This window comes from Bacillus sp. AY18-3 (assembly GCF_008042305.1).
GTDB classification, from domain to species: Bacteria; Bacillota; Bacilli; order Bacillales; family Bacillaceae_G; genus Bacillus_A; species Bacillus_A wiedmannii.
Map to the genome: position 1 here is coordinate 1 of NZ_QKQR01000027.1, position 23,309 is coordinate 23,309.

At 35.5% G+C, this 23,309-nt stretch carries 24 protein-coding genes and 1 tRNA gene; 5 read left to right on the forward strand and 20 right to left on the reverse strand.

Features of this window, described 5'->3' with window-relative positions; translation table 11 throughout:
- The first annotated feature begins 409 nt into the window (after window positions 1–409).
- Window positions 410–700, forward strand: coding sequence for an ArsR/SmtB family transcription factor (locus tag DM800_RS21105; RefSeq protein WP_000894375.1), 291 nt, complete (start codon window positions 410–412; stop codon window positions 698–700).
- A gap of 151 nt (window positions 701–851) precedes the next feature.
- On the opposite strand, the gene DM800_RS21110 is transcribed toward DM800_RS21105, so the two are convergent.
- On the reverse strand, window positions 852–1,964 hold the full coding sequence (locus DM800_RS21110; protein ID WP_097907756.1) for a class I SAM-dependent methyltransferase: 1,113 nt from the start codon (window positions 1,962–1,964) through the stop codon (window positions 852–854).
- Window positions 1,965–1,973: 9 nt separating this feature from the next.
- Window positions 1,974–2,603, reverse strand: a complete 630-nt coding sequence (locus tag DM800_RS21115) for an MBL fold metallo-hydrolase (protein WP_147787547.1) — start codon at window positions 2,601–2,603, stop codon at window positions 1,974–1,976.
- Window positions 2,604–2,773: 170 nt separating this feature from the next.
- Between DM800_RS21115 and DM800_RS21120 the strand changes: the two genes are divergently transcribed.
- A complete protein-coding gene (locus DM800_RS21120) occupies window positions 2,774–2,947 on the forward strand; it encodes a DUF2759 domain-containing protein (RefSeq protein WP_000524847.1) in 174 nt (57 codons plus the stop codon).
- An 80-nt stretch (window positions 2,948–3,027) separates the two neighbouring features.
- On the opposite strand, the gene glcK is transcribed toward DM800_RS21120, so the two are convergent.
- The 15 genes from glcK to DM800_RS21195 form a co-directional block, all read right to left on the reverse strand.
- A complete protein-coding gene (gene glcK, locus DM800_RS21125; RefSeq protein WP_000391711.1) occupies window positions 3,028–4,011 on the reverse strand; it encodes a glucokinase in 984 nt (327 codons plus the stop codon).
- A gap of 19 nt (window positions 4,012–4,030) precedes the next feature.
- Window positions 4,031–4,231 carry a YqgQ family protein gene (locus DM800_RS21130; RefSeq protein WP_000253699.1) on the reverse strand — a complete coding sequence of 67 codons (201 nt, stop codon included), beginning with the start codon at window positions 4,229–4,231 and terminating at the stop codon, window positions 4,031–4,033.
- A gap of 103 nt (window positions 4,232–4,334) precedes the next feature.
- Window positions 4,335–4,913 carry a 5-formyltetrahydrofolate cyclo-ligase gene (locus tag DM800_RS21135; protein WP_088064416.1) on the reverse strand — a complete coding sequence of 193 codons (579 nt, stop codon included), beginning with the start codon at window positions 4,911–4,913 and terminating at the stop codon, window positions 4,335–4,337.
- A 104-nt stretch (window positions 4,914–5,017) separates the two neighbouring features.
- Entirely contained in the window at window positions 5,018–5,167 is a 150-nt protein-coding gene (gene rpmG, locus DM800_RS21140; RefSeq protein ID WP_001265616.1) for a 50S ribosomal protein L33, read from the reverse strand.
- A 68-nt stretch (window positions 5,168–5,235) separates the two neighbouring features.
- Window positions 5,236–7,590 (reverse strand): sugar phosphate nucleotidyltransferase, encoded by a 2,355-nt coding sequence (locus tag DM800_RS21145; protein WP_087985250.1) that lies wholly within the window; start codon window positions 7,588–7,590, stop codon window positions 5,236–5,238.
- Between the two features lie 384 nt (window positions 7,591–7,974).
- Entirely contained in the window at window positions 7,975–8,631 is a 657-nt protein-coding gene (gene phoU, locus DM800_RS21150) for a phosphate signaling complex protein PhoU (protein ID WP_033657724.1), read from the reverse strand.
- Between the two features lie 165 nt (window positions 8,632–8,796).
- Window positions 8,797–9,612 carry a phosphate ABC transporter ATP-binding protein gene (gene pstB / locus DM800_RS21155; protein ID WP_000226689.1) on the reverse strand — a complete coding sequence of 272 codons (816 nt, stop codon included), beginning with the start codon at window positions 9,610–9,612 and terminating at the stop codon, window positions 8,797–8,799.
- Window positions 9,613–9,640: 28 nt separating this feature from the next.
- Window positions 9,641–10,507: a phosphate ABC transporter permease PstA gene (gene pstA / locus DM800_RS21160; RefSeq protein ID WP_147787548.1), complete on the reverse strand. Its 867-nt coding sequence runs from the start codon at window positions 10,505–10,507 to the stop codon at window positions 9,641–9,643.
- A 1-nt stretch (window position 10,508) separates the two neighbouring features.
- Complete coding sequence (pstC, locus tag DM800_RS21165; protein WP_147787549.1) at window positions 10,509–11,459, reverse strand: phosphate ABC transporter permease subunit PstC; 951 nt, start codon at window positions 11,457–11,459, stop codon at window positions 10,509–10,511.
- A 27-nt stretch (window positions 11,460–11,486) separates the two neighbouring features.
- On the reverse strand, window positions 11,487–12,404 hold the full coding sequence (gene phoX, locus DM800_RS21170; protein ID WP_147787550.1) for a phosphate ABC transporter substrate-binding protein PhoX: 918 nt from the start codon (window positions 12,402–12,404) through the stop codon (window positions 11,487–11,489).
- 330 nt (window positions 12,405–12,734) lie between these two features.
- Window positions 12,735–14,858 (reverse strand): peptidoglycan D,D-transpeptidase FtsI family protein, encoded by a 2,124-nt coding sequence (locus tag DM800_RS21175; protein WP_147787551.1) that lies wholly within the window; start codon window positions 14,856–14,858, stop codon window positions 12,735–12,737.
- Between the two features lie 109 nt (window positions 14,859–14,967).
- The gene (locus DM800_RS21180) at window positions 14,968–16,245 is read right to left on the reverse strand and encodes an MFS transporter (protein WP_088064421.1); all 1,278 of its coding nucleotides are present in this window, start codon (window positions 16,243–16,245) and stop codon (window positions 14,968–14,970) included.
- Between the two features lie 116 nt (window positions 16,246–16,361).
- Window positions 16,362–16,973, reverse strand: coding sequence for a superoxide dismutase [Mn] (gene sodA, locus DM800_RS21185; RefSeq protein ID WP_001052034.1), 612 nt, complete (start codon window positions 16,971–16,973; stop codon window positions 16,362–16,364).
- Between the two features lie 221 nt (window positions 16,974–17,194).
- Window positions 17,195–17,268: transfer RNA gene (locus DM800_RS21190), tRNA-Ile, on the reverse strand.
- 366 nt (window positions 17,269–17,634) lie between these two features.
- Complete coding sequence (locus DM800_RS21195; protein WP_147787552.1) at window positions 17,635–18,054, reverse strand: cell wall-binding protein; 420 nt, start codon at window positions 18,052–18,054, stop codon at window positions 17,635–17,637.
- Window positions 18,055–18,679: 625 nt separating this feature from the next.
- Here DM800_RS21195 and DM800_RS21200 point away from each other — a divergent pair.
- The 3 genes from DM800_RS21200 to ispG all read left to right on the forward strand — a co-directional run bounded on the left by DM800_RS21200 (window position 18,680) and on the right by ispG (window position 21,143).
- Window positions 18,680–19,438, forward strand: a complete 759-nt coding sequence (locus tag DM800_RS21200; protein ID WP_000021902.1) for a DUF1189 domain-containing protein — start codon at window positions 18,680–18,682, stop codon at window positions 19,436–19,438.
- A 71-nt stretch (window positions 19,439–19,509) separates the two neighbouring features.
- On the forward strand, window positions 19,510–19,875 hold the full coding sequence (gene yqfZ / locus DM800_RS21205; RefSeq protein WP_048541536.1) for a protein YqfZ: 366 nt from the start codon (window positions 19,510–19,512) through the stop codon (window positions 19,873–19,875).
- 164 nt (window positions 19,876–20,039) lie between these two features.
- Window positions 20,040–21,143 (forward strand): flavodoxin-dependent (E)-4-hydroxy-3-methylbut-2-enyl-diphosphate synthase, encoded by a 1,104-nt coding sequence (gene ispG, locus DM800_RS21210; RefSeq protein ID WP_075308387.1) that lies wholly within the window; start codon window positions 20,040–20,042, stop codon window positions 21,141–21,143.
- Window positions 21,144–21,222: 79 nt separating this feature from the next.
- Here ispG and DM800_RS21215 read toward each other — a convergent pair whose 3' ends face one another.
- Genes DM800_RS21215 through DM800_RS21225 form a run of 3 tightly spaced genes read right to left on the reverse strand, consistent with a single transcriptional unit; the run spans window position 21,223 to window position 23,253 of the window.
- Window positions 21,223–21,636, reverse strand: coding sequence for a Fur family transcriptional regulator (locus DM800_RS21215; RefSeq protein WP_001054512.1), 414 nt, complete (start codon window positions 21,634–21,636; stop codon window positions 21,223–21,225).
- Window positions 21,637–21,649: 13 nt separating this feature from the next.
- On the reverse strand, window positions 21,650–22,483 hold the full coding sequence (locus tag DM800_RS21220; protein ID WP_000613823.1) for a metal ABC transporter permease: 834 nt from the start codon (window positions 22,481–22,483) through the stop codon (window positions 21,650–21,652).
- Window positions 22,483–23,253, reverse strand: coding sequence for a metal ABC transporter ATP-binding protein (locus DM800_RS21225; protein WP_001059648.1), 771 nt, complete (start codon window positions 23,251–23,253; stop codon window positions 22,483–22,485). Before DM800_RS21225 ends, DM800_RS21220 begins: the two co-directional genes overlap by 1 nt.
- Between the last annotated feature and the right edge of the window lie 56 nt (window positions 23,254–23,309).

The following is a 23,309-nucleotide window of genomic DNA, read 5'->3' on the forward strand; positions in this document are numbered from 1 at the left end:
TTCTAAAATTTATCAGCTATACTCAAATATTTTGTTATCACCATAAAGAAGCTGACTACATTCAGCTTCTTTTCTTTTAACCTGTTTTATATTCTATATATAACATTATAATTCCTTTTTCTTATTATTTTAAAAATTTTGTATATTCATTTGAAAGAATAAGAAAATCATGATAAAATTGTGTTACAAATATATCTATATCTTTCAATTTTTAAAACGCATTGAAATTTTCACCCAAAAATGGCATTTTACAAAACCATGCAAATTTATCTACTTTATTTACATCAGGGTCTCTTTTCTTACAATTTCTTTACTTTAGGACTTTTTTTCTGCAACAACTGTTTTCTTTTCTTTAATTTTTTGGTATGTATAGTATGGTATAACAGCTCACACGGAGGTGGAAAAGAACATGTTAGAAACCTTTCAAAAAGAAATAGAACTATATGAAAGCAATGCAGAATTATTGAAAGTACTTGCTCATCCTGTTCGCTTATGTATTGTAAAAGGATTAATTGAACGTGGTCCAAGCAACGTTTCTACAATGTACACTGGCTTAAATATGCCACAATCTACAATTTCACAGCATTTAGCAAAATTAAAAAGTGCTAAAATCGTTTCCAGTGAAAGAAAAGGATTGGAAATTTATTACAAAGTAGAAAACGAGACAATTATTCAACTCGTGCGCGTATTATTAGGTTAAGAGCTCATAAACAGAGAAAAAGGGCGTATTTTATATTTTTCATCTCATATCTTTAATATAAATATATATCATGAGAGAAAATATATGATGCTACATAATTAAAAAGTCGTATTAAAAAACAAGACACAGAAATATGCTGTGTCTTGTTTTTTTATATTTTCAAATACTGATCCAAGTGTAACTGTTGCATATGTTTCGTATGTATCACAACATCAAATGCACTCCCTAACCCTCCGCTCAAAATCATAGAACGAACTGCACGATTTTGTTTTTGAGTTTCAGAAAAAGGATTTCGATCTTGGTGACCCGTAAGCTGATCTAATATTCCTGCTGCTAACAAAAACTCAGATTGCTTCTTATGCCAAACTATATTCATGCCTTGCAGGCTAAACATCTCTTTCAGCTCGTCCCAATGAATATGAGTAGTAAGATCCATTTCACCTGGATGCGCTAAAGGATTACGGATTAACTTATGCTCGTAATATCCTCGTAAACTTCCTTCTTGATGTGCAGGATGCATCCATTCTTCTTTTGTGTATCCATAATCAACGGTAATACATACACCTCGTTGAAACCATTTCGCAATTTCTTCTATATATTCTTCCATCGCAAGTGGCACTTCAAAACGCTGACCTTCAGCAAGATGAATATTATATTTCAATAAGTATCGACCAATACTTTTCTGTAGCGGTCTACATACTTCTGCGAGTTTCCCTTCCTCTGTGTACGTAACACGTACTTCATACAATATTCCATTTCTCTTCTCAATTACTTCAACAGGAAATGCATCAAATAACTCATTCGAAAAAAGAATCCCTTCGAACGATTCTCCCATTTCACTATGCGACGTATAATACGACACATTAGAAAACGAACAAAGATTTTTCTGCTGTAAGTTTCTATGAAAAGGGCTCATTTCAATCATTGAATAGTTTAAATCAATAAAGGTTTCTGGAGATACTTGCTTCCACTCTTGTAAAACATCATAGGCAAACCTTCCTGTTCCCCCACCAATCTCACAAATATTCGGAGCAACTTCACCATTTTCAACAAGACGAATAAAAAATTTAGCAAATGTTTTTGCAAAAACAGAGGATACGTTGCTACTTGTAAAAAAATCCCCTTGTCTTCCAATTTTTTCACGTTCCTTCATATAATAGCCATGTCCCTCTGTGTACAATACGAGGTTCATATACGTACTATATGAAATTGAATAATCCTTCTCTTTCTCCATCCATTCTTTTAAAATGAGCTCCATCTCCATACTAGCTCCTTACTGTAAAAATGGATTATTTTCTTTTTCAAAACCAATGCTTGTTTCTGGACCATGTCCACATAGCACCGCTGTTTCATCTGGTAATACAAATAATTTTCCTTCAATACTTCCAATCAATTCAGCAAAACTTCCACCGGGTAAATCTGTTCTTCCGATGCTCATTTGGAACAATACATCACCAGAAAATACAGCATTCGCCTCTTTACAATAATAAGAAATACTGCCTGGAGAATGTCCTGGCGTCTCAAAAATCTCAAAATTAAATGAACCAATTGCTAATGCACCTTCTGCATCAATAATATGATCTGCTGGTTTTGCTGTAATACTGCGATTCATCATAAAAATTTGAGAGCCATTTACAGTTGCATCGCCTAACCAATCTGCTTCTTCTTTATGTACGTACACAGGAATATGAAAAGCGTCTCTTACCGCGTCAACAGCACCAATATGATCAAAGTGAGCATGTGTTAATAAAACAGCAAGTGGCTTTAATTGTTCTTCTTGTAAATATGTAACGAGCTTCTCTCCTTCGTGACCAGGATCAAAGATAATACACTCATTTTGATCATTCGTTAAAATATAAGCATTCGTTTGTAATGGGCCTAACGGCATTTGTATCCATTTCATATGAAAATCTCCTCCAATTATTAAACTTACTTTCAATGATACAACATTTTTTTCTCTTAGGAAAAGAAAGGATGCTATCTCGACAATCATTTTTAAAACATGTACAATAGAAAAGAGTTAATATTCTAAAAACTCATATTAAGGAATGGGTAGACAGAGGAGGATATTGTATGGGCCTTGTTATTATTTTTGCGCTAGTCACTCTGTTAGCTGTATTCGCTACGCTTAGAACTCTTCGCGAAAAAAACTTATTCGCGGGCGGCTTTGCAATTGCAACTGTACTCGTTTTCGGATGGTTTACGATCATGACTGTTCTATATAACGGGTACCCACCAGCAGCTTAATTCATTTACATGTTATTCTTCATCAAGATTTCACACAAAAAGAGGAAGGGTTTCCCCTTCCTCTTTTCATATTTCACAACTTATACCATCTTCGCTTCGTATTTGTGCTTTTTTACAAGCCAAGCTCCTCCGATAACACCTGCATCATTACCAAGTATTGCAATCGCTAACTTTGTACTCTTTACAGCACGTGAGAAAGCATATTGCTCGAAATAACGTTGAATTGGCTCTAATAGTGCATCTCCAGCTTTAGACACGCCCCCGCCAATAACAATTTTCTCTGGGTTCAACGTACTAGCAAGGTTCGCTACAGCTAACCCTAAATAAGAAGCTACTTTTTCTACTACTTCGCCTGCTAGCTCGTCACCTTGTCCAAGTGCTTCAAACACATCTTTTGATGTAATACGCCCTTCTTCTGCTAACATAGAACGTAGAACACTCTCTTTATTAGTCTCTTGTATTTTTTGCATAGCAACACGCACAATACCCGTTGCAGATGCTACAGTTTCTAAGCAACCAGACTTCCCGCAATTACATGGGAAAGCATTCTCTGTAACTACTGTAATATGTCCAATCTCACCAGCAGCTCCGCTTACGCCGTGTACAATCTCACCATTGGCGATTACACCACCACCAACACCAGTGCCAAGTGTCATACAGATTAAATCTTTTGCTCCTTCACCAGCACCTTTCCACATTTCACCAAGTGCTGCTAAGTTTGCATCATTATCAATAACAACAGGTAATCCTGTTTCTACTTCTAATAAATCTTTTAACGGATAGTTTTTCCATCCTAAATTGACCGCTTCATAAATCATTCCAGACGCCACGTGTACAGGACCAGGAGCTCCCATACCAATACCGATTAACTTGCTTTTCAATTCACCTAACTCTTCTAACTTTTTATCAATAGCTTTCGCTACATCAAGCGTAATATGTTTTCCTTGCTCATTTGTATTCGTAGGGATTTCCCACTTATGTAAAATTTCACCGTACACATTAATAAATGCTAATTTAATTGTTGTACCACCAAGGTCAACCCCAACTAACCATTTCTCTTCCATGTTGCTTACCTACCTTTATCTAATTCTTATTTAGCTCTTTTTGAATTTCTTGCTTCAATAAAAATAAAGCTGTTTGATAGTCTTGTGGATCGATTAACTGTGATTGATTTAATTCACGCAATTCATCTTGCATTAATTGCAAATCTGCAATTCGATCACCCGTATAAATAATCGTACCAAATTTCTTTAGCAATTGCTGAATATCATAAATAGATACCATTTTATCACCCTCTATGCTCACTTACTATAAAAAATTATAATAAGAAAACGTTCACATATTTTATTATAATCAAGAAGAAAAAGTCTCGTCAATTTTTATTTGTCTATACAAGCCCATTTTTAACCACTGTTCCTTTTTCTGTAATAATTTTTTCTACGTTTTTATCAAACGGCTCTACTGGAATATGTTCTACTATTTGAAAACTATAAGCTAATGATAGCGTTTTCCCTTTATAATGCACGAGATAACGATCATAATACCCACCGCCATATCCAATCCGTTCTCCTCGCTCTGTATAAGCTACGCCTGGCACGATTTGAAGATCAATGTCATCTGCATTCACTTCTTCCGTACGCGCTGGAATTGGTTCACGTAAATTCATATACACTATTTCTAATTGATCAAAATTACTAATTTGCCGGAAAGACATTGTTCGTGTTCCTTTGTTACACTTTGGAACAACAACTTTCTTTCCTTCTTCCCAAGCTTTTTCGATAATAGCATATGTATTCACTTCATTTTCCATTGAGAGAGTGATTCCAATTGTTTTAGCTTCAGCCCACTCTTTTTGCGCATACAACGAAAATGCAATTTGCTCTGATAAAGTTGTATACCGTTCTTCTGATAAAGAATTCATGTGCTCTATTATTTGTTTACGTAAACGTACTTTCTCTTCTCTCACACACTTTCCCCCTCACAGTGATACTTTGCTCTACGATGATAGTGTATCACTTTTAACAGAGGAATCGAATAAAAAAAGAAACAGTAGGAAAATATTCCTACTGCTTACTTTGTTTCACGGTGTAACGTAGACTTCTTGTCACGCTTGCAATACTTTTTAAGCTCGATACGCTCAGCGTTGTTACGTTTGTTTTTCTTTGAGATATAGTTACGATCTCCGCATTCTGTACATGCTAGAGTAATATTCACACGCATTCTTATTCCCTCCAGTACTAATAACTTAAATCAGACTATACTATAATACCACTTTTAAAATAAAAATTCTACACCTTTTGATATTGTCTAATTTTTTCTATAAGATTTTTCATGTTTTCCCTTGCTATTACTGGGTTTCTGGCATGCGAATACACTAAAAATTTCGGTTGTTTTGTGTCAGAAACGATATAAGACCACTCTTTTTCGGTATATTTGAACTGTACTCCTTCAAATATACCTTCTTCCTTTCTTTCCATATCAGCCAATAATTTCCTCATTACTTTTCCTTTTTCATTCCATGAACATACAACTTCATCACAAAGTAGATAGAGCGGCGGTGATTGCTCTACTATGCTGAGAAATGTTTTCCCCTGCAATGCTATTAACTCGAATAATTTTCCAATTCGATATAAAATATCTCGCTTCCATCTCGCTTGAAACGACTTTTTTTCATCCTGCGTATAAAATAGAAGGTAACATTCTCCTAATTTCAAAGACATCGGGTAAATATTTCCTGCCGATTCAAGTAATAAATCTGGAATATCCACCTCTTCAAAATCTGTTCCTTGGTAAATATTACTATGATTATCATATAACTCGAAATAATTTCCTTGCTCTGAAAACATAAGTGCCATATTTGCTTTACTTGATTTCATCAAAGCTTTCACATGATCCTTTTGTTCGCCCGCATAAATCCATGTAACTGTGCATCCGAGCCTTTGTAAAAAGAGCATCAATAAATGTTGTAACATATCATTCCTCTTATTAATAAGAAGATGAAACTTTTGTTTTTGTATTTTCTCAATATCAACGCGCTCTAATACAGCCTCTATATAATCATGTAAAGAAACGTGGACTAGCTTATTCCGTCCCATTTCTTTCTCACATACGTAATAAAACGACTCAGACATATATACTTGTTCTATCGCTTTTTGCTGCTTATACGTTAATTGTACCCCATCCTTACCATATAACTTTATAACAACCTCTTTTTCATTTTCTACTTGAATGAAAACCCCACCAGCACATTGTAAATCCTGAATGCTATACTGAAAAAGCGATTCGTTCATTTCTTTGCATTCCATCGTATGAACCCCGATACCATGAATCGCATGAAGAAAGAGATTTTTATAAGAAGTCGTTTCTATATGTTCTTGACTCCCAATTAATATACTTTCTCCTTTGGCAAAAAGAGATCCATACGCCATCGCAACCTTCACAATAAATTGAGGAGTGATTTCAACATTACCTCTTCCTACAATGCGGCTTTTTTGCAACCATCCTGCACTCTTTTCACTTTCTTGAACACCAGCCGATCCTACTACTGAATAGCTGTCAATTGCCTTATATGGCCATAGTTTTCCCTTTTGCTTAATTACCGTACTTTTCCCTATATGACAATGATCCGCTACAATGCTTTTTTGAAACAGTGTAACGTCATCTTCCACCATTGTATGCTCTCCTATGGTCGTTTCTAATAGCTCGCAATACTGACCAATGTGCGCATTTGCAAAAACAATACTTTTTTGAAGATGAGAATAACTTGAAACAACACTATTTTTCCCGATAATAGAGTATGGCTCAATTACAGCTCCAACACCAATCTTTGCTCCTTCTCCAATAAAAGAAGGACCGTGAATTTTCGTTCCTTTTCCAATCGTCACACCTTCCCCCATCCACACCATCGGCAATACTTCCGTGTAAGGAATAGGTACTTGCAATTTTTTCGTTAACAAATCAAATTGTGCTTGTCGATATTGATCAAATGTACCGATATCTAACCAATAACCTTCTGACAAATATGCAAATAACGCGTTCTTATTTGCCAAGAGCGGAAACACATCTTGACTGAAATCAAAAAACTCTCGGGGCGGTATGTAAGAAAAAATTTCTGGCTCCATAATATATATACCTGTATTCACAATATTAGAGACTACTTCATTCCAGCTCGGTTTTTCTATATATCGTGTAACCTCTTGTTCTTTGTTCATTACAACTAAACCGAATGAGAGTGGGTTTTCTACTTCCTTTACAAACATAGTTACCATTCTTTTCTTTTGTTCATGAAACGTAATTCCTTCTGATAATTGAAAATCAGTTAACGCATCCCCGCTTATCACAACAAACGTTTCATCTAAAAATGTTTCCGCTTGTTTAATACTCCCTGCGGTTCCAAGCGGGGGAGAATCTTCAAAGTAGTACAAGTTAACTCCCCATTTGCTACCGTCTCCAAAATATTGCTTAATGGCCGTACTCATATACTGAACAGTAATTGCAATTTCACGAATCCCATGCTGACGTAATAATTCAATATTGTATTCCAAAACTGGCTTTTCTAATAACGGTAACATCGGCTTTGGAGTATTACATGTTAATGGTCTAAGGCGTCGTCCTTTTCCTCCAGCTAAAATAACCCCCTTCATATACTTCAGCCTCCACTTATATAATGATCAGTAACTTCATATACGATATGTATATTATCTCCCCCGCATTAACTAGCAGTATAAAATGAAACTTTAATTAGTAGGGATTTTGTGCATCTCCCACTGATTATTAGCCTTGACCACTCGAATCTGGCTTTTACAGGCAGTAAAACTCCCTATATACATGTACCTTTTCAACACCACAAAAGAAAGCGCTTACCATTAACTTAGTAAAATATCCCTTAATAAGTGAACAACATATATGTCCTATTTTTTCCATTATATTATGATACATCTTATCATCATAAACTAAAGGAAACAACGAGCTTTTTTTGTCATGTTTTGACTAAAAAAAGCAGGTGATGTTTCACCTGCCTTTTTTCTTTATTCATTTAATAAGTAATGCTTTCCTTTTACTAAATAAAAAACATTTTCAGCAATATTTGTAATATGATCTGCTACACGCTCGATATATCTCGCCACAAAGGATAATTGTGTAATTTGTGTAATTGCTTCTGGTTGTTCTGGAACTGAAGATATAAATTCACGAATCGCTTTCCCATATATTTCATCAACTGAATCATCCATTTCGGCAATTTGTTTCGCAAAAGTTAGATTCTCTTGCTCATATGCTTCTAACGCTAACTGTAACATCTTATTTGCAATTGCAAACATTTCATCAAGATTGTGCAAACTAACAACCACCTCTTTTTCCCCAAGACGAATTGTTGATTTCGCAATATTAACAGCATGATCTGCAATACGCTCTAAATCTGTCGCTGTTTTAATTGAAATGAAAATCCTTCTTAAATCACTTGCTACAGGTTGCTGCTTCGTAATAAGCATAAGCGCAAGATCATTTATTTCCTCTTCTAAATTATCCATACGATAATCACCATCTATTACCTCTAACGCTTTCTCTACATCCCTTTTATGAAGACCTTCCATAGCAAGCAATAAAGCTTCCCTCGCTAGCTCTCCAAGCTCAATCACCTTTTGCTGTAACATTTTTAAATCACATTGAAACTGTTCTCTTACCATTGTTTCTTCCCCCTCAATATTATGTGCCATTATATATAGATCTCCTACCTAGCCTACTTGTAATAAGCCTTAAGATAGGAGAAGTATTACTTCTCTAATTAAATGAGGTAAAAATAAGAAATACCCTCTGTTAAGAGGGTATTTGCTCTTAGCCTTGCAACGATATCAACCGAATCGGCCTGTAATATAATCTTCTGTACGCTTATCTGAAGGTGTCGTAAATAATTTATTTGTATCTGTATATTCCACAACTTCTCCACTTAAGAAGAAAGCAGTTTTATCTGAAATACGTGCCGCTTGTTGCATGTTATGCGTTACGATCACAATACTAAAGTCTTTCTTTAACTCTTGAATTAATTCTTCTACTTTTAATGTTGAAATTGGATCTAGTGCCGATGTTGGCTCATCCATTAAAATAACGTCTGGTTCAATTGCTAAACAACGTGCGATACATAGACGCTGTTGCTGTCCACCAGATAAACCGTATGCATTATCATGCAAACGATCTTTTAACTCATCCCAAATCGCTGCTCCACGTAAACTTTTTTCAACAATTTCATCCAATGTTTTTTTATCACGAATACCATGAATTTTCGGGCCATATGCTACATTTTCATAAATAGATTTCGGAAATGGGTTTGGCTTTTGGAACACCATTCCCACATGAGTTCTTAATTCTTCAACTGGGTATGATTTTTCAAATATATTGCGCTCTCTATATTCAATTACACCTGTAGTTCGCACGATTGGTACTAACTCTACCATACGATTTAATGTTTTTAAGTACGTTGATTTACCACAACCACTTGGCCCGATAATTGCTGTAACTTCATTCTCATGAATGCTTAAGTTAATATCTTTTAAAGCATGGTCTTCTCCGTACCATAAATTTAAGTTTTTCGTATCAAATACTACTTTCTTTGGTGCAGTCTCGATTTTCTCCTCGTTTTTCACCTGTACATTTACTACTGTTGCTACCATTTGAATTCCCCTTTCATCCATTTCCAACTTATTTTCGATTTCGTAACCATAAGACAAATATATTGATAAAGAGTAATAAACCTAACAAAACAATCATCCCAGCAGCTGCTACATACTGAAATTCTTCTTGCGGTCTACTCATCCAATTAAAAATTTGAATTGGTAAAACTGTAAATCTATCAAACATACTAAATGGAACATAATTTGCAAATGCAAGTGCCCCGATAACTAATAGCGGTGCCGCTTCTCCAATCGCCCTTGATATCGCTAACGTACAACCCGTTATAATTCCTGAGAAAGCAGATGGCAATACAATTTGATACATCGTTTGCCACTTCGTAGCACCTAATCCGTAAGAAGCTTCTAATAATGAACTTGGTACAGATCGTATCGCTTCTTGACTCGCTACAACAACTGTCGGTAAAACGAGTAAACTCATCGTCAGTGCCGCCGCAATAATACTCTCTCCTAAATGAAGAGCATATACAAAAATAGTTAAGCCGAGTAATCCAAATACAACGGAAGGTACTCCTGCTAACGTTTGATTATTAATTTCTATTACCTTTTTAAATATAGATTCCTTCGCATATTGCTCCAAATAAAGAGCAGTTCCAACTCCAAATATAAAAGAGACTGGTATAACAATACTCATAAATAATATTGTTCCTGACAAAGCTGCAGCAATCCCAGCTTCTTTCGGATTACGCGAAGCGAAGTTTGTAAAGAAATCTAACGAAAGGTAACTTATACCTTTTTCAAAAATTTGAAAAAGTAAAATAAGCAGTATTACTATTGAAAACAAAATTGCTATATAAAATAACAACTTGTAAACTCGGTCTTTTAAAAAACGTGATGCCATATTTTCTTGTATTTTTTTATGATTCAACATGCGCATATTATGTCACCCTCCTAAAACGGCGCATAATAGAGTGTGAAATGATGTTCATTATAAGAGTAAAAAAGAATAACGTTGCGCCTACAGCGTACATGCTGTAATACGTAATTGTTCCATGCGGAGCATCACCTAAGCTCACTTGCACAATATAGGCTGTTAGCGTTTGAATAGAGTGTGTCGGATCGAGCGATACATTCGGTGTAGATCCCGCTGCAATTACAACTATCATCGTTTCGCCAATTGCTCTGGAAGCAGCTAATAGGATTGCTGCCATAATCCCTGTAAAAGCCGAAGGAAACACGACTTGTTTTACCACCTCAAACCGAGTTGCTCCAAGTGCTAACGAAGCTTCTTTCGTTCCTTTCGCTACAGCTCTCATCGCGTCTTCAGATAGAGATGCAATTGTAGGTATCATCATAAAGCCAATAACAATACCTGGACTAATCGCATTAAAAAACTGTAAATCTGGTATAATCCGTTGTAAAAGTGGTGTGACAACTGTTAATGCAAAAAAACCATATACAATTGTCGGAATACCTGCTAATAGTTCTAACATCGGTTTTAATACTTTCCTTGCACCGTTTGAAGCATATTCGCTTAAAAATACGGCACAGGCTAAACCGATAGGAATTGCTACGAACATAGCAATTGCTGTTACAAGGAACGTTCCACATATAAGTGGTAATATACCGAATTTAGGATTTTCAAAAAAAGGTAACCATTCTTTTCCCGTCAAAAAGGAGTGTAATGGTATTTTTTGAAAAAACATCATTGTTTCATTTGCCAATGTAAAAATAATTCCAAGTGTCGTTACAATAGACACGCTAGCAATTATTTTTAGTAATAACGGAACTATTCGATTGATTCGCTGCGTTTTTTTTCTTTGTTTTGTATTTCTTTCAATCAAATGTTGTACAGAAAATGTAATTTGACTTTTGTCATTATGAGCCAAAGATGAAAACCCCTTTCCACCCTGACATTACCTTTTTATTTCTGTTAACATCCGCAGCTGTTCATTATATTTTTCTTTTGGTAATTTTACATATCCAACCTCTTCAGCGAGATTACCAACATGCTGAATCATAAACTCAATATAATTTGCTACATTCATTTTATTTCGGATAGAGGCATCATTCACATAAGCAAATAGTGGCCTAGATAATGGCTCATACTTACCTGATTGAATGGTATCTTTCGTCGGAAGTACACTATTTACTTTTATTGCTCTCACCTTATCTCGATTGGCCATATAATAAGCATATCCTACAAAAGCAATGGCATTTTTATCATTCATTACCCCTTGCATAATAACTTGATCATCTTCAGACAAAGAGACTTTTTTTACAATGCGACTATTTTGTAAGATGACATTTTGAAAATAATCATACGTACCAGAATCTACACCTGGCGCATAAAACTTCACCTGTTCACGTGGCCATGAAGAATGAATTTGTGACCATCGCTTTTCGTTTCCATCTTCACTCCATAATAGACGTAACTCGTCTACCGTCATATTGTCTACCCAAGTATTTTGGCGACTCACAACGATCGTAAGGCCATCGTAAGCGACTTCAAACGGTGTAAACTGAATGGAGTTTTTTTTCATCTCATTTTCTTCCACTTGTTTCATTGCTCTCGAAGCATTATTTATATCTACTTCTCCTTTACTGAAACGATTAAATCCTCCTCCTGTTCCAGAAACACTGATAGAAATTTTCACGTTTGGATGCGCCTTTGTATATTCCTCCGCTACTGCTTCTATAATAGGGAAAACTGTTGAGGATCCATCAACTCTCACTTCTCCCATTTCATTCACAGCAAATGCAGTAGACGTGCCAACATAAAGAAAACATGTCGACAGTATGAAAACTTTAATCGATGCACTTATCCATTTCACGTGTTCTTCCTCCTAGAAGTAACCGGAAATAACAGGATTACAGATATAAGAATACTGCTAAACTATTAATTCGGTTTTAATTGTTTGTAAAAGTTTTGTAAAGTTCCACAAGAATCAACATAAGGGGAAACTTGAATCCGTAGCCACCGTTCATCTTCACTGATGATTGGTCCATAAAACCGTTATCCTCCAGAAAGATGCATAAGTATCATTTATGAGGCCCCTTAATTTCCCGCTATGATATGCTTGTCCACTTTATTAAAACGTATGCATCAACCATAAAAAAAAGCACACTATCTTTTCAGATAGTGTGCTTTTTTTACAACTTTTTTATTCATCATCTTGCTCTTTATTTTTCTTATCTATTTCATCTTTTGTAGCTTCGCCATTTTCTACCTTTTTCAAATCAAAGTACGCATCCATGATATCACGGCTAATATATCCATTAATACCTGATTTATCATCTACCCAAGGTACAACAACAGAAAATGCTACTTCAGGGTCTTCAAATGGCGCATAACCTACTAAAGTTAAGTTATATGTCTCTTTGCGCTCACCTTTTGCATTTCTACCAATCTCTTTATCTCCGCCATACACAGTTTGAGCTGTACCTGTTTTACCAGCAGCTGTATATTTTGCAGTCGAAAAATAGCTTAAAGCCGTACCACCCGGACTGTTAAACACTTGCTTAAATCCTTCCTGAACACGTTTAATTTGTGATTCAGGCATATCTACACGGTTTAGTACTTTCGGTTCCATTGAATGAACAACTTTTCCAACTTCATCTGGTTTCACTGCCGGTTGACGAATTTCTTTTACAACTTGCGGCTGCATACGGTAACCACCATTTGCAATTGTTGAAACATATTGTGCTAATTGAAGTGGTGTATACGTATCATACTGTCCAATTGATAAATCCAATAAGAAACCTGGCATATGATCTGTTCTACCTCTTTGTCCAGCCGTTTCATTCGGTAAATCGATGCCAGTTTTTACACCAAGTCCAAATTGACCGAAATAGTAACGCATCGTATCATATGATTTTTGTTTTATATCTAACGTACCGCCTCGTACATAGGGAACACCAGCAATATTCATCGCTGTTTTAAACATATAAACGTTTGAAGACATTTTTAACGCTGTAAGATCATTAATAGATCCCATTGGCTTCCAAGAAGATTTTTTTAGCGGTCCTTTTAATACAATTGGTTCATCGAGTTGAACTGAACCTGGTTGAATCGCGCCTGTTTGATATCCAGTAAGTATTGTCGCGCCTTTTACAGTTGATCCCATCGGATAAGAACTTGTCATCGTTCCTAATGCGAAATCTTGTACTTTCGTTTCGCCATTTTCATTCACTAACTGTTTCCCTGCCATAGATAAAACTTCACCATTTTTCGGATTCATCATTACAACGAATGCACGATCTAAAAGTGGTTGCCCACCTTTATATTTCAATAAACTTTTAGTGATAATTTCTTCTACACGCTTTTGTAATTCCATATCAATTGTTAAATTCAGATCATTACCACTTTGCCCTTTTGATACATTAATCGTTTCTAAAATATTACCGTTTTTATCTGTAATATTTTTCACTTCCGCTTTCGTACCATGTAGGCTATCTTCATATTGCTGTTCAAGATAACTTTTTCCTACTCGTTCATTTCGATTATAATCACGAACAAGATAGTAATCTAGTCTTTCTCTCGGTAAACCTTCATCAGACGTTGACACCCCGCCAAGTACACTTCGGAATAAATCATCATAAATATACTTTCGATCCCAATCAACATTTGTATCTACACCCGGTAATGTTGCTAGATTTTCACTAATAATCGCGTATTCTTTTTCTGTAGCATCCTTTTTAATGACTTGTGGCGTCATCGCATATCCGCCGTCCATTTTGCTTTTAATCGCTAGCACTTCTAAATCTTTTGCGGATAATTGATTCACTTCTTCTTCTGTCACGCGATTTCGTTGACGCTCATCTAATTCTTTATCGTCAATTTTTTTATCTTTTAACTCTTGACGATCTTTATTCGTAATTTTTTCTTTAGCTTCCTCTTTGTGCGTAGCAAGCCAATAGTCTTTTTTATCGCGATCTGTTAATTTATCTGTCGGGACTTCAATCAAATCTGCTAACTTTTCCGCTGTTTCTAAGCGAGCCTCTGCAGTTGACCCTTTCATTTTTGTAAATGTAATCGTACGTACAGCTGCATTATCTACTACAGCTCGCCCAAAACGGTCAAATATTTTCCCACGTGGTACAGGATTACTTATCGTCGAGTTTTCTTTCCTCTCCACTTCATTCTTATATTCCTCACCGCGAACAATTTGTACATAACCAAGCCTTACAATGACCGCGGAGAACATTAAAAACACGCAGAAAAACAGCACGTTTAACCGAAAAGGAACGTGAGTCTTTTTCTTTTGTTGTTTCTGCTTCTTGCTCATACAAACCCCCTCTACCAACAGCTATGTAATGTGAAAGGGACACCTTCATACAGGTGTCCTCACTGCTGTCTTACATCTTTTTCTATTCTAGCATAAAACAACCGAGAAGTTAACCTTCTGGTTCTGTTTGATTCTGCGCAGTCCCTTGCCTTACAACACTTGTTTTACTTGCATTTCCCTCATCATATTTGACATTTTTAACTGCAAAATAAATAAGGAAATGTCCTGCACCTAAAATACATAATAAGTAAGGTAAACTTTTTTCAGGCGGAAAGAATAATACAGCACATAAAAAACTTAAAATCGAACAAATTCTTCCTGCATTTAACCATAATTCCCGGACAACTACATACTCTACACGCCACTCTCTCGCATTTTTCGCTCTGCCAATTACATCATATGTCATGGACCCGTACGGAACGAGCAAAATAGGGTATGCAACCGCAATACACGCTGCATAAATAAGTAATTTTGCGTATGTAACGTCGAATATAACTAAAAATACGACAGCATATAAAATAATGCCTCCAAGCAAAATTGCTTTTTTCCGCCACTCTTTCTTTAACATACGAGTGACTAAGTAGTAACATACAAATGATACAGCAGAATTCACTAAGCTATATTTTCCTAAGGCGAGTTCGCTATCCGTCGCTAAATACACGTACACGGAAATCACAAAAATAAACGTTCCCTCTCTCAACCCTTGGAAAAAATGAGCACGTGTAATTCTTCCCCAATTTTTATCAATCTGCCGCTCTTTCAATACTTGTACAATTTCATACCGTCCTTCACATTCTCTCTTAGATACAAAAAAGCTTAAAATAACAGCAATTGCAAATAACACTAACGAAAGAAAGAATATGACCGTATAGCCACTCCATTTTTCCATACGTGAAATTGTGTATCCAGCTGCTATCGGTCCAATCATGCCAGAGAAGGATGTAAGAAGTCCAAGAAACCCATTAAAGAAATCTCTTGTTTCTGGTTCTGTAATCTCAAATGTTAATAAGTTAAACGCAAGCCAGTAAAAACCATATCCGACTCCTAAAAGAGCCCCCATTAATAAAATATAGTGAGAAGCGCTTTTTCCCGCTACTAAAACAACGATAAAAAAAATAGCTAACGTGCCTACACCTATTCGTAACAAGATTGAGCGATCAATACGCTTCGCTAATTTCCCACCTATAAGAAATGTGAGAGGCTGCAATACAACGCTGGCCAAATTATACAAGCCAAGATTCACATAATTTTGTGTTTGTTTCCATAAATAAATATTAACAAACGTATTCGATAAAGAAATTGCGAGCGTGTATAAACCTCCAATAAGGAGCAACAACACTAAATCCCGATTCACTTCAACGTCACCAATTATATGTTTCCACTTCATACACAACTCTCCTTTACTTCATGTTCTAGTCTTCCAAAGACAAGCCCAATTATGTAAAAGGAAAGCATAGAAAAAAGCTAGGAGCATTCTCCTAGCTTTTTCTATCGTTATTACAATTATTTTGCTTCTTGGTAACGTTTTTCAGCAGCGTTCCAATCTACAACGTTCCAGAATGCACCGATGTAGTCAGGACGACGGTTTTGGTAATTTAGGTAGTAAGCATGTTCCCAAACATCTAAACCTACAACTGGAGTTTTACCTTCAGTTAGAGGAGAATCTTGGTTTGGCGTGCTTGTTACTTCTAACTCACCATTGTTTACTACTAACCAAGCCCAACCAGAACCGAAACGAGTTGCGCCAGCTTTTGCGAATTCTTCTTTGAATGCATCGAAGCTACCGAATTTCGCTTCAATTGCAGTTGCAAGTTCGCCTACTGGTTGTCCGCCGCCGTTTGGAGATAAGATTGTCCAGAAGAATGTATGGTTAGCATGTCCGCCACCATTGTTACGTACTGCTGTACGGATTGCTTCTGGTACTTCGTTTAAGTTTGCAACTAATTCTTCTACGCTTTTGTCAGCTAATTCTGCATGACCTTCTAAAGCAGCGTTTAAGTTTGTAATGTAAGTGTTATGATGTTTTGTATGATGGATGTTCATTGTTTCTTTGTCAAAGTGAGGCTCTAAAGCATCATACGCATAAGGTAAATTTGGTAATTCGTGTTTTGCCATTGTTATATTCCTCCCAGTTTATGTATTGCCACTTAAGTGACATACAACTTCATTCTACCCTAATTGCCATAGGGTGCAAACAAATAAATCACATTGTCTTGCTATCATTAACGTAGCAAAAATCCCACTTCTTTTCAATTAAAATGCTCATATATTCCGTAAAAAAAGCTCCCTTCTACAAGGAAGCTTCCCGCTTACGTAATAAACATGCGAAATGGATATGGACCCTGTAGGACTCGAACCTACGACCGGACGGTTATGAGCCGTCTGCTCTAACCAGCTGAGCTAAGGGTCCACAATTATGTATGTACTAATCAAAAGAATAAGTATGAGATGTATCCTTTTAAAACTATCCACAAATTATTTTATAACACATATTATATTTTATAAAATTAAGATATGTCAATTATATTTATGCGAAATTCCCACAAATATGACATCCAATTCACTTTACATCTCAATTATTTATCAAACAACAGTAAGAAAATTATTGCGCGGACTACCACCATTATTCAAAACTTAAAATATAGAAAAAAGTCATAAACTTTACGTACCTAGTAAGCCACTTTTATATTTTGATTGAAACTCTATCTAACCTAATTTAAACTATTTAACCATATAAAAAAGGGTACCAACAGTTCAAGGTACCCTTTCCTATATTTTAGTAAACTGTAATGTTATGCGATTGTGCAAAATTCCCATTATAGAAATTATATTCTACTCGTGCACTTGAACCCGAATTTAATCCTGCATTACGAATTGCTCTTAAATTTAATGATTTAGTAGAACTTTTTTTATTAAAAGAACCAGTCACTTGGCTTTCTGTAAAATGCCCTTGACCTACTCTCAAATAAGCCTCATAATCCAGGCGCCCACAAGCTCCATTTTGTTCAGCCCACGTGTCAATTGTCGTAGCCCCTTTAGTATAAGTATAAGCATCCACCCAAATTCGTACTTGGCAATTTCCCCATAACGTTTGCCAACCAGTCGTAGCCGCTTCAGCTTTATCATTTGGTGTCAGCGTTACCAAACTTGCTACAGCTACAGCTGCGATAGTTAAATTTTTAAAGATTTTTTTCATGTCCTTCCCTCCAAAACTATATATATATATATTTACATAGTGTATTCTATCACAAGTTTCCGTAACCAACAACCCAAAAATACCAATTCAAGAATCAAATACCAAAAAAGGAATATGCACCAATACTCTGGAAATGATTTGATTTTTCATAAGTATAAAATAAGAAAAAGTGATAAAAATGGCTATGCAGTTCTTTATCACCCACGAAACTCTACTCAATCGTAGAACATCGTAATTTACACAACCTTTCCCTATAGGAAATCATGCCCCTTTCTTAAGTTAAATCCTTATTCATTATCTTTCTTGCCCTCCCTTCCAATAAACACCATTTAATTGAAGGTTATAATAGTTCGTGCATTTCAAATTAATCACCGAAATATACACTATTATAAGTTTTTGCAAATAGAAATTTAAAAATAGTATTTTTAATGCCTCTTTTTATAATATTTATAGATATACTCAACTTAAAATTAGCAGCAAAACTTCCTCGTGAATCTGAACTACTTATTTCTTTTTCACCCATTTAGTACCTTTCTAAATATAAACATAAAACCACAATATATCTTGTGGTTCCCTAGATTCCTACGTTACAATGATTTTATACATACATAAAGGAAGTGAATCTATGTCCATATTTACCCAATTAGCAAAAAGCGTATATTCGCCTAAAGATATGGCGTTATTCCGTTTTCAAAAAATCGGAAAAACCATTTTGTATATTATGCTACTTTGTCTAATCACTACTATTCCAAGAACATTCTTTTACGGCAGCTTTATTCAAGATAGTGTTACCATGGTAAATCAAGCAATTGAAAAAGATTTACCTGATTTTAAAATCGAAAACGGTGAACTAAAAGCAGATATTGAACAACCTATTCTAAAGGAAGAAGGAGATGCTCTTTTCGTATTTGATCCCAATACAACAGATATAGAAACATATCAAAACAAAACTGGTTTATTTATTTTAAAAGATAAAGTAGTTTCTATAGGAAATGGTCAAACACAAACATACTCCTATAATGATTTATTAGGGACATCTCTTGAGAAGAAAGACTTGCAAGATTTCATTTCTGTATTCGATAGTATTTATCCAATTTTACTAGCTGTTATCGGCGTGTTAGTATATCTATTCCAATTGTTTATTACTTTCTTAGGAATTACTTTACTTGCGTTTATAGGTTCTGCTATGAGCGGTCAACGTAAATTATCTTATAAGCAAGTATGGACGTTAACTGCATACAGCTACACAATTCCAACAATCTTCTTTATGATTATGGATCTATTCAAAATTGTTGTACCTGGTTCAACATTCATTTATATCGCAGTTGTTTTAATTGTTCTTTACTTAACGATTAAAGAAGTTCCAAAACCGAAAGAAAAATAAAAACGAAAAAATGCCTAAATAGGCATTTTTTTTTTGGACAAGCATATATTCCTAGCAAAGGAGTGAAGAATATGAAAAGATTAGGTATATTCTTATTCGTGCTTGTTCTTGGTTATATATTTTATTACGATATAAAAATCGGCACTTTACCGATGTTAAGTTCATATAAAAAAACAACCGCTGCCCAAACGATAAAGCAAGAAAATACAGATACAAAACAAAAGAAAGAGAACAAAGCAGAAAAAGAAACAGATGTAACTTATAAAACAATCGAAGTCAAAACAGGTGAGACAGTTCTTTCTATTACCGAACAAATTAATAAGAAAAAAATCCCTTCCATTGAAAAGGTAATTGATGACTTTAAACAACTAAACAAAAGTACATCTGCTACAAAAATACAAATTGGAAAGTCTTATAAATTCCCGTTATATCAATGAGCAATCACTTAATCCTTGTCAATTACATAAAGGCGCTGATACAATAGTAAAAGTGAAACCGAGCACTTCGGTTTCTATAGCCCTGTATCACGTATACTTTCATTGATATGAGGGACTAAATAAGAAACTTCTTTTATAAGGAGAGCGATCTATTCGTGAATGAAATGACTCATCGTACAAAAACACGTCCAGTTAAAGTCGGTAATTTAACAATTGGCGGTAATAATGAATTAATTATACAAAGTATGACAACAACAAAAACACATGATGTTGAAGCAACAGTTGCTGAAATTAAACGTTTAGAAGAAGCTGGCTGTCAAGTCGTCCGTGTTGCTGTTCCAGACGAACGCGCAGCAAATGCTATTGCTGATATTAAAAAACAAATCAACATTCCACTTGTTGCTGATATTCATTTTGATTATCGTCTTGCTTTAAAAGCAATTGAAGGTGGCATTGATAAAGTACGTATCAATCCAGGTAACATTGGTCGTCGCCATAAAGTAGAAGCTGTTGTAAATGCAGCAAAAGAACGCGGTATTCCAATCCGTATCGGTGTAAACGCAGGTTCATTAGAACGTCACATTTTAGAAAAGTACGGATACCCAACTGCAGATGGTATGGTCGAGAGCGCCCTACATCACATTAAAATTTTAGAGGATTTAGATTTCCACGATATTATCGTATCTATGAAAGCCTCTGATGTTAACTTAGCAATTGAAGCATATGAAAAAGCTGCTCGTGCTTTTGATTACCCATTACATTTAGGTATTACAGAATCCGGAACATTATTTGCCGGAACTGTAAAAAGTGCCGCTGGTCTTGGCGCAATCTTAAATAAAGGCATCGGAAATACACTACGCATTTCATTAAGTGCTGACCCAGTTGAAGAAGTAAAAGTTGCGCGTGAACTATTAAAGTCATTCGGTCTTGCATCTAATGCAGCAACACTTATTTCTTGTCCAACTTGTGGTCGTATTGAAATTGATTTAATTAGCATCGCTAACGAGGTGGAAGAATACATCTCTACACTAAAAGTACCAATTAAAGTTGCAGTACTTGGTTGCGCTGTAAACGGTCCTGGTGAAGCTCGTGAAGCTGATATCGGTATTGCCGGTGCACGTGGAGAAGGATTATTATTCCGTAAAGGGCAAGTTGTTCGTAAAGTACCAGAAGAAATAATGGTAGAAGAACTGAAAAAAGAAATTGATGTAATTGCTGCTGAAATGGCTGCTGAACGAGAAAAAGAAAAAGAAACACAAGAACAATAAAAAGAAGGTTGCCACAATATTTGTGGGCAACCTTCTTTTTTACGTAAAAAAGCTCGTCAGTTATGTAACCGACGAGTTCTTATTTTGCACATTTTGGACAACGGCCATATATTTCAAACTTATGACCGGTTACTTCATAACCGTTAAAATCTTTATTCATAAAATCCATCGGGCAGGAAGTGATCTCTTTCGTTCCCCCGCAATCTAAACAAATAAAATGATGATGATGTTCCATAATAGAACATGTAAAACGAAAATGTTTTTCACCATTTAATTCCGTTTGTTCTAAAACACCGATTTCAGCAAACACCGTTAAGTTACGATAAATCGTATCAAAGCTAAGACCTGGATAATCATCCTTCATATGCTCTAAAACGTCTTTCGCCGTTAAATAACGATTGTGAGCTGCAAATAACCTGAGCATTTCTTCCCTTTTCCCCGTATGTTTGTATCCTTTATCTTTCATTAGGCGTAAAGCTTCTGTTAGATTCATATCTATCCCTACTTTATGCAGTTTTTTTCTTTTTCCATAAAATCGCACCAATTAAAATAAGAACTGCTATCATAACAATTGTACCACCTGGTGCTAGATCAAGTTGATATGAAGCAAACATTCCACCAATTACTGCAATTTCACCAAATAAAATGGAAAAGAAAATTGTTTGTTTAAATCCATTCGCAATACGAATACTTGCTGCAACTGGTAACGTCATTAATGATGATACGAGAAGAACCCCTACTACACGCATTGATACTGCAATAACAAGAGCAACCAATATAATGAAAATAAAGTGAATCCACTTTGCACTCAAACCGGTTGATACAGCATATTCCTCATCAAACGATAGTAAAAATAACTCTTTGTATAATAAAGTGATCGTTACAATAACAACAATTGCTACAATGCCGATGATTATTAAATCCGTACTTGTTACAGCACTTACACTCCCAAATAAATAACTAAATAAATCAGTGTTAAATCCATTTGCAAGTGATATAAAAATAACCCCAATCCCCATTCCTGCTGAAAGAATAATCGGAATTGCTAATTCTTGATAATGTTTATATACAGTACGTAATTTTTCAATTAGTAACGCCCCACCAATAGAAAAAATCATTCCCATATATAACGGATTTAAAAATCCTCCTGTGAAAATTGTTTTTTCTAGTAGTAAACTTGCAGCAATACCCGATAATGTCACGTGACTTAAAGCATCCGCAATAAGCGACATTCGGCGAATGACAACAAATACACCGATAAGCGGCGCAACAAGTCCTATTAAAATCCCTGCATATAAAGAGTTCCGTAAAAAGTCATATTGTAAAAAATCTTGTATCATTATATCCTCCCGTGATGCTCATGCTCGTGTTCTAAACGATGAACATGATGTCCATATAAGACGGACATTTCTGCATCTTCTAACTCTCGGAACTTCTCTACATTTCCATGGAAATGTAGATGTTGGTTTAAGCATGCAACATGTGTTACCTTCTCTGTAACAGCTCCCATATCATGAGTAACGAGAATTAATGTGATTCCTAACCTTTTGTTTAAATCCTCTAATATCTCATAAAAACTTTCTACATTCTTCACATCGATTCCAACAGTGGGCTCGTCCAAAATAAGTAATTCAGGATCACTAACGAGCGCACGAGCAATAAATACACGCTGTTGTTGTCCACCAGAAAGTTCTCCGATATTGCGCCCTTGAAACGCACTCATCCCTACATCAGCAATCGCTTTTTCTACCTTTTCCTTATCGTTTTTCGTGAAAAAGCGAAACAGCCCTTTTTTCGAAACGAGTCCCATTGATACAACTTCAAAAACAGTGGCCGGAAAACCAGAATTAAAGCTATTTGCCTTTTGCGACACATAACCAACTTTGTTCCATTCTTTAAACTTCTTACTGTCAACACCAAACAAACGAATACTTCCCTGTTTTGGCTTTAAAACGCCTAATAAACATTTTAGCAAAGTAGATTTCCCAGAACCATTTGGCCCAACTAAACCTAAAAAAGCTCCCTTCGGAACTTGCAAATTAATATCTTCTAACACATTTCGATCTTCATATCGAAATGACAATCCTTCTATTTCTAATATATTATTCATAGCATCTCACCTATTTTAATTCAGAATGATTCCGATTTATATCTATTTGAATTATA

Coding starts and splice junctions, on each gene's coding strand:
- phoU (WP_033657724.1), bottom strand. CDS start 8,631: ATGGTAAGAGAACAGTTTCAATGTGATTTAAAAATGTTACAGCAAAAG.
- DM800_RS21130 (WP_000253699.1), bottom strand. CDS start 4,231: ATGGTATCTATTTATGATATTCAGCAATTGCTAAAGAAATTTGGTACG.
- DM800_RS21110 (WP_097907756.1), bottom strand. CDS start 1,964: ATGGAGATGGAGCTCATTTTAAAAGAATGGATGGAGAAAGAGAAGGAT.
- rpmG (WP_001265616.1), bottom strand. CDS start 5,167: ATGCGTGTGAATATTACTCTAGCATGTACAGAATGCGGAGATCGTAAC.
- DM800_RS21120 (WP_000524847.1), top strand. CDS start 2,774: ATGGGCCTTGTTATTATTTTTGCGCTAGTCACTCTGTTAGCTGTATTC.
- DM800_RS21195 (WP_147787552.1), bottom strand. CDS start 18,054: ATGAAAAAAATCTTTAAAAATTTAACTATCGCAGCTGTAGCTGTAGCA.
- DM800_RS21200 (WP_000021902.1), top strand. CDS start 18,680: ATGTCCATATTTACCCAATTAGCAAAAAGCGTATATTCGCCTAAAGAT.
- DM800_RS21220 (WP_000613823.1), bottom strand. CDS start 22,483: ATGATACAAGATTTTTTACAATATGACTTTTTACGGAACTCTTTATAT.
- pstB (WP_000226689.1), bottom strand. CDS start 9,612: ATGGTAGCAACAGTAGTAAATGTACAGGTGAAAAACGAGGAGAAAATC.
- DM800_RS21175 (WP_147787551.1), bottom strand. CDS start 14,858: ATGAGCAAGAAGCAGAAACAACAAAAGAAAAAGACTCACGTTCCTTTT.
- sodA (WP_001052034.1), bottom strand. CDS start 16,973: ATGGCAAAACACGAATTACCAAATTTACCTTATGCGTATGATGCTTTA.
- DM800_RS21225 (WP_001059648.1), bottom strand. CDS start 23,253: ATGAATAATATATTAGAAATAGAAGGATTGTCATTTCGATATGAAGAT.
- ispG (WP_075308387.1), top strand. CDS start 20,040: ATGACTCATCGTACAAAAACACGTCCAGTTAAAGTCGGTAATTTAACA.
- DM800_RS21215 (WP_001054512.1), bottom strand. CDS start 21,636: ATGAATCTAACAGAAGCTTTACGCCTAATGAAAGATAAAGGATACAAA.
- pstA (WP_147787548.1), bottom strand. CDS start 10,507: ATGCGCATGTTGAATCATAAAAAAATACAAGAAAATATGGCATCACGT.
- DM800_RS21105 (WP_000894375.1), top strand. CDS start 410: ATGTTAGAAACCTTTCAAAAAGAAATAGAACTATATGAAAGCAATGCA.
- glcK (WP_000391711.1), bottom strand. CDS start 4,011: ATGGAAGAGAAATGGTTAGTTGGGGTTGACCTTGGTGGTACAACAATT.
- yqfZ (WP_048541536.1), top strand. CDS start 19,510: ATGAAAAGATTAGGTATATTCTTATTCGTGCTTGTTCTTGGTTATATA.
- DM800_RS21115 (WP_147787547.1), bottom strand. CDS start 2,603: ATGAAATGGATACAAATGCCGTTAGGCCCATTACAAACGAATGCTTAT.
- DM800_RS21145 (WP_087985250.1), bottom strand. CDS start 7,590: ATGAAGGGGGTTATTTTAGCTGGAGGAAAAGGACGACGCCTTAGACCA.
- DM800_RS21180 (WP_088064421.1), bottom strand. CDS start 16,245: ATGAAGTGGAAACATATAATTGGTGACGTTGAAGTGAATCGGGATTTA.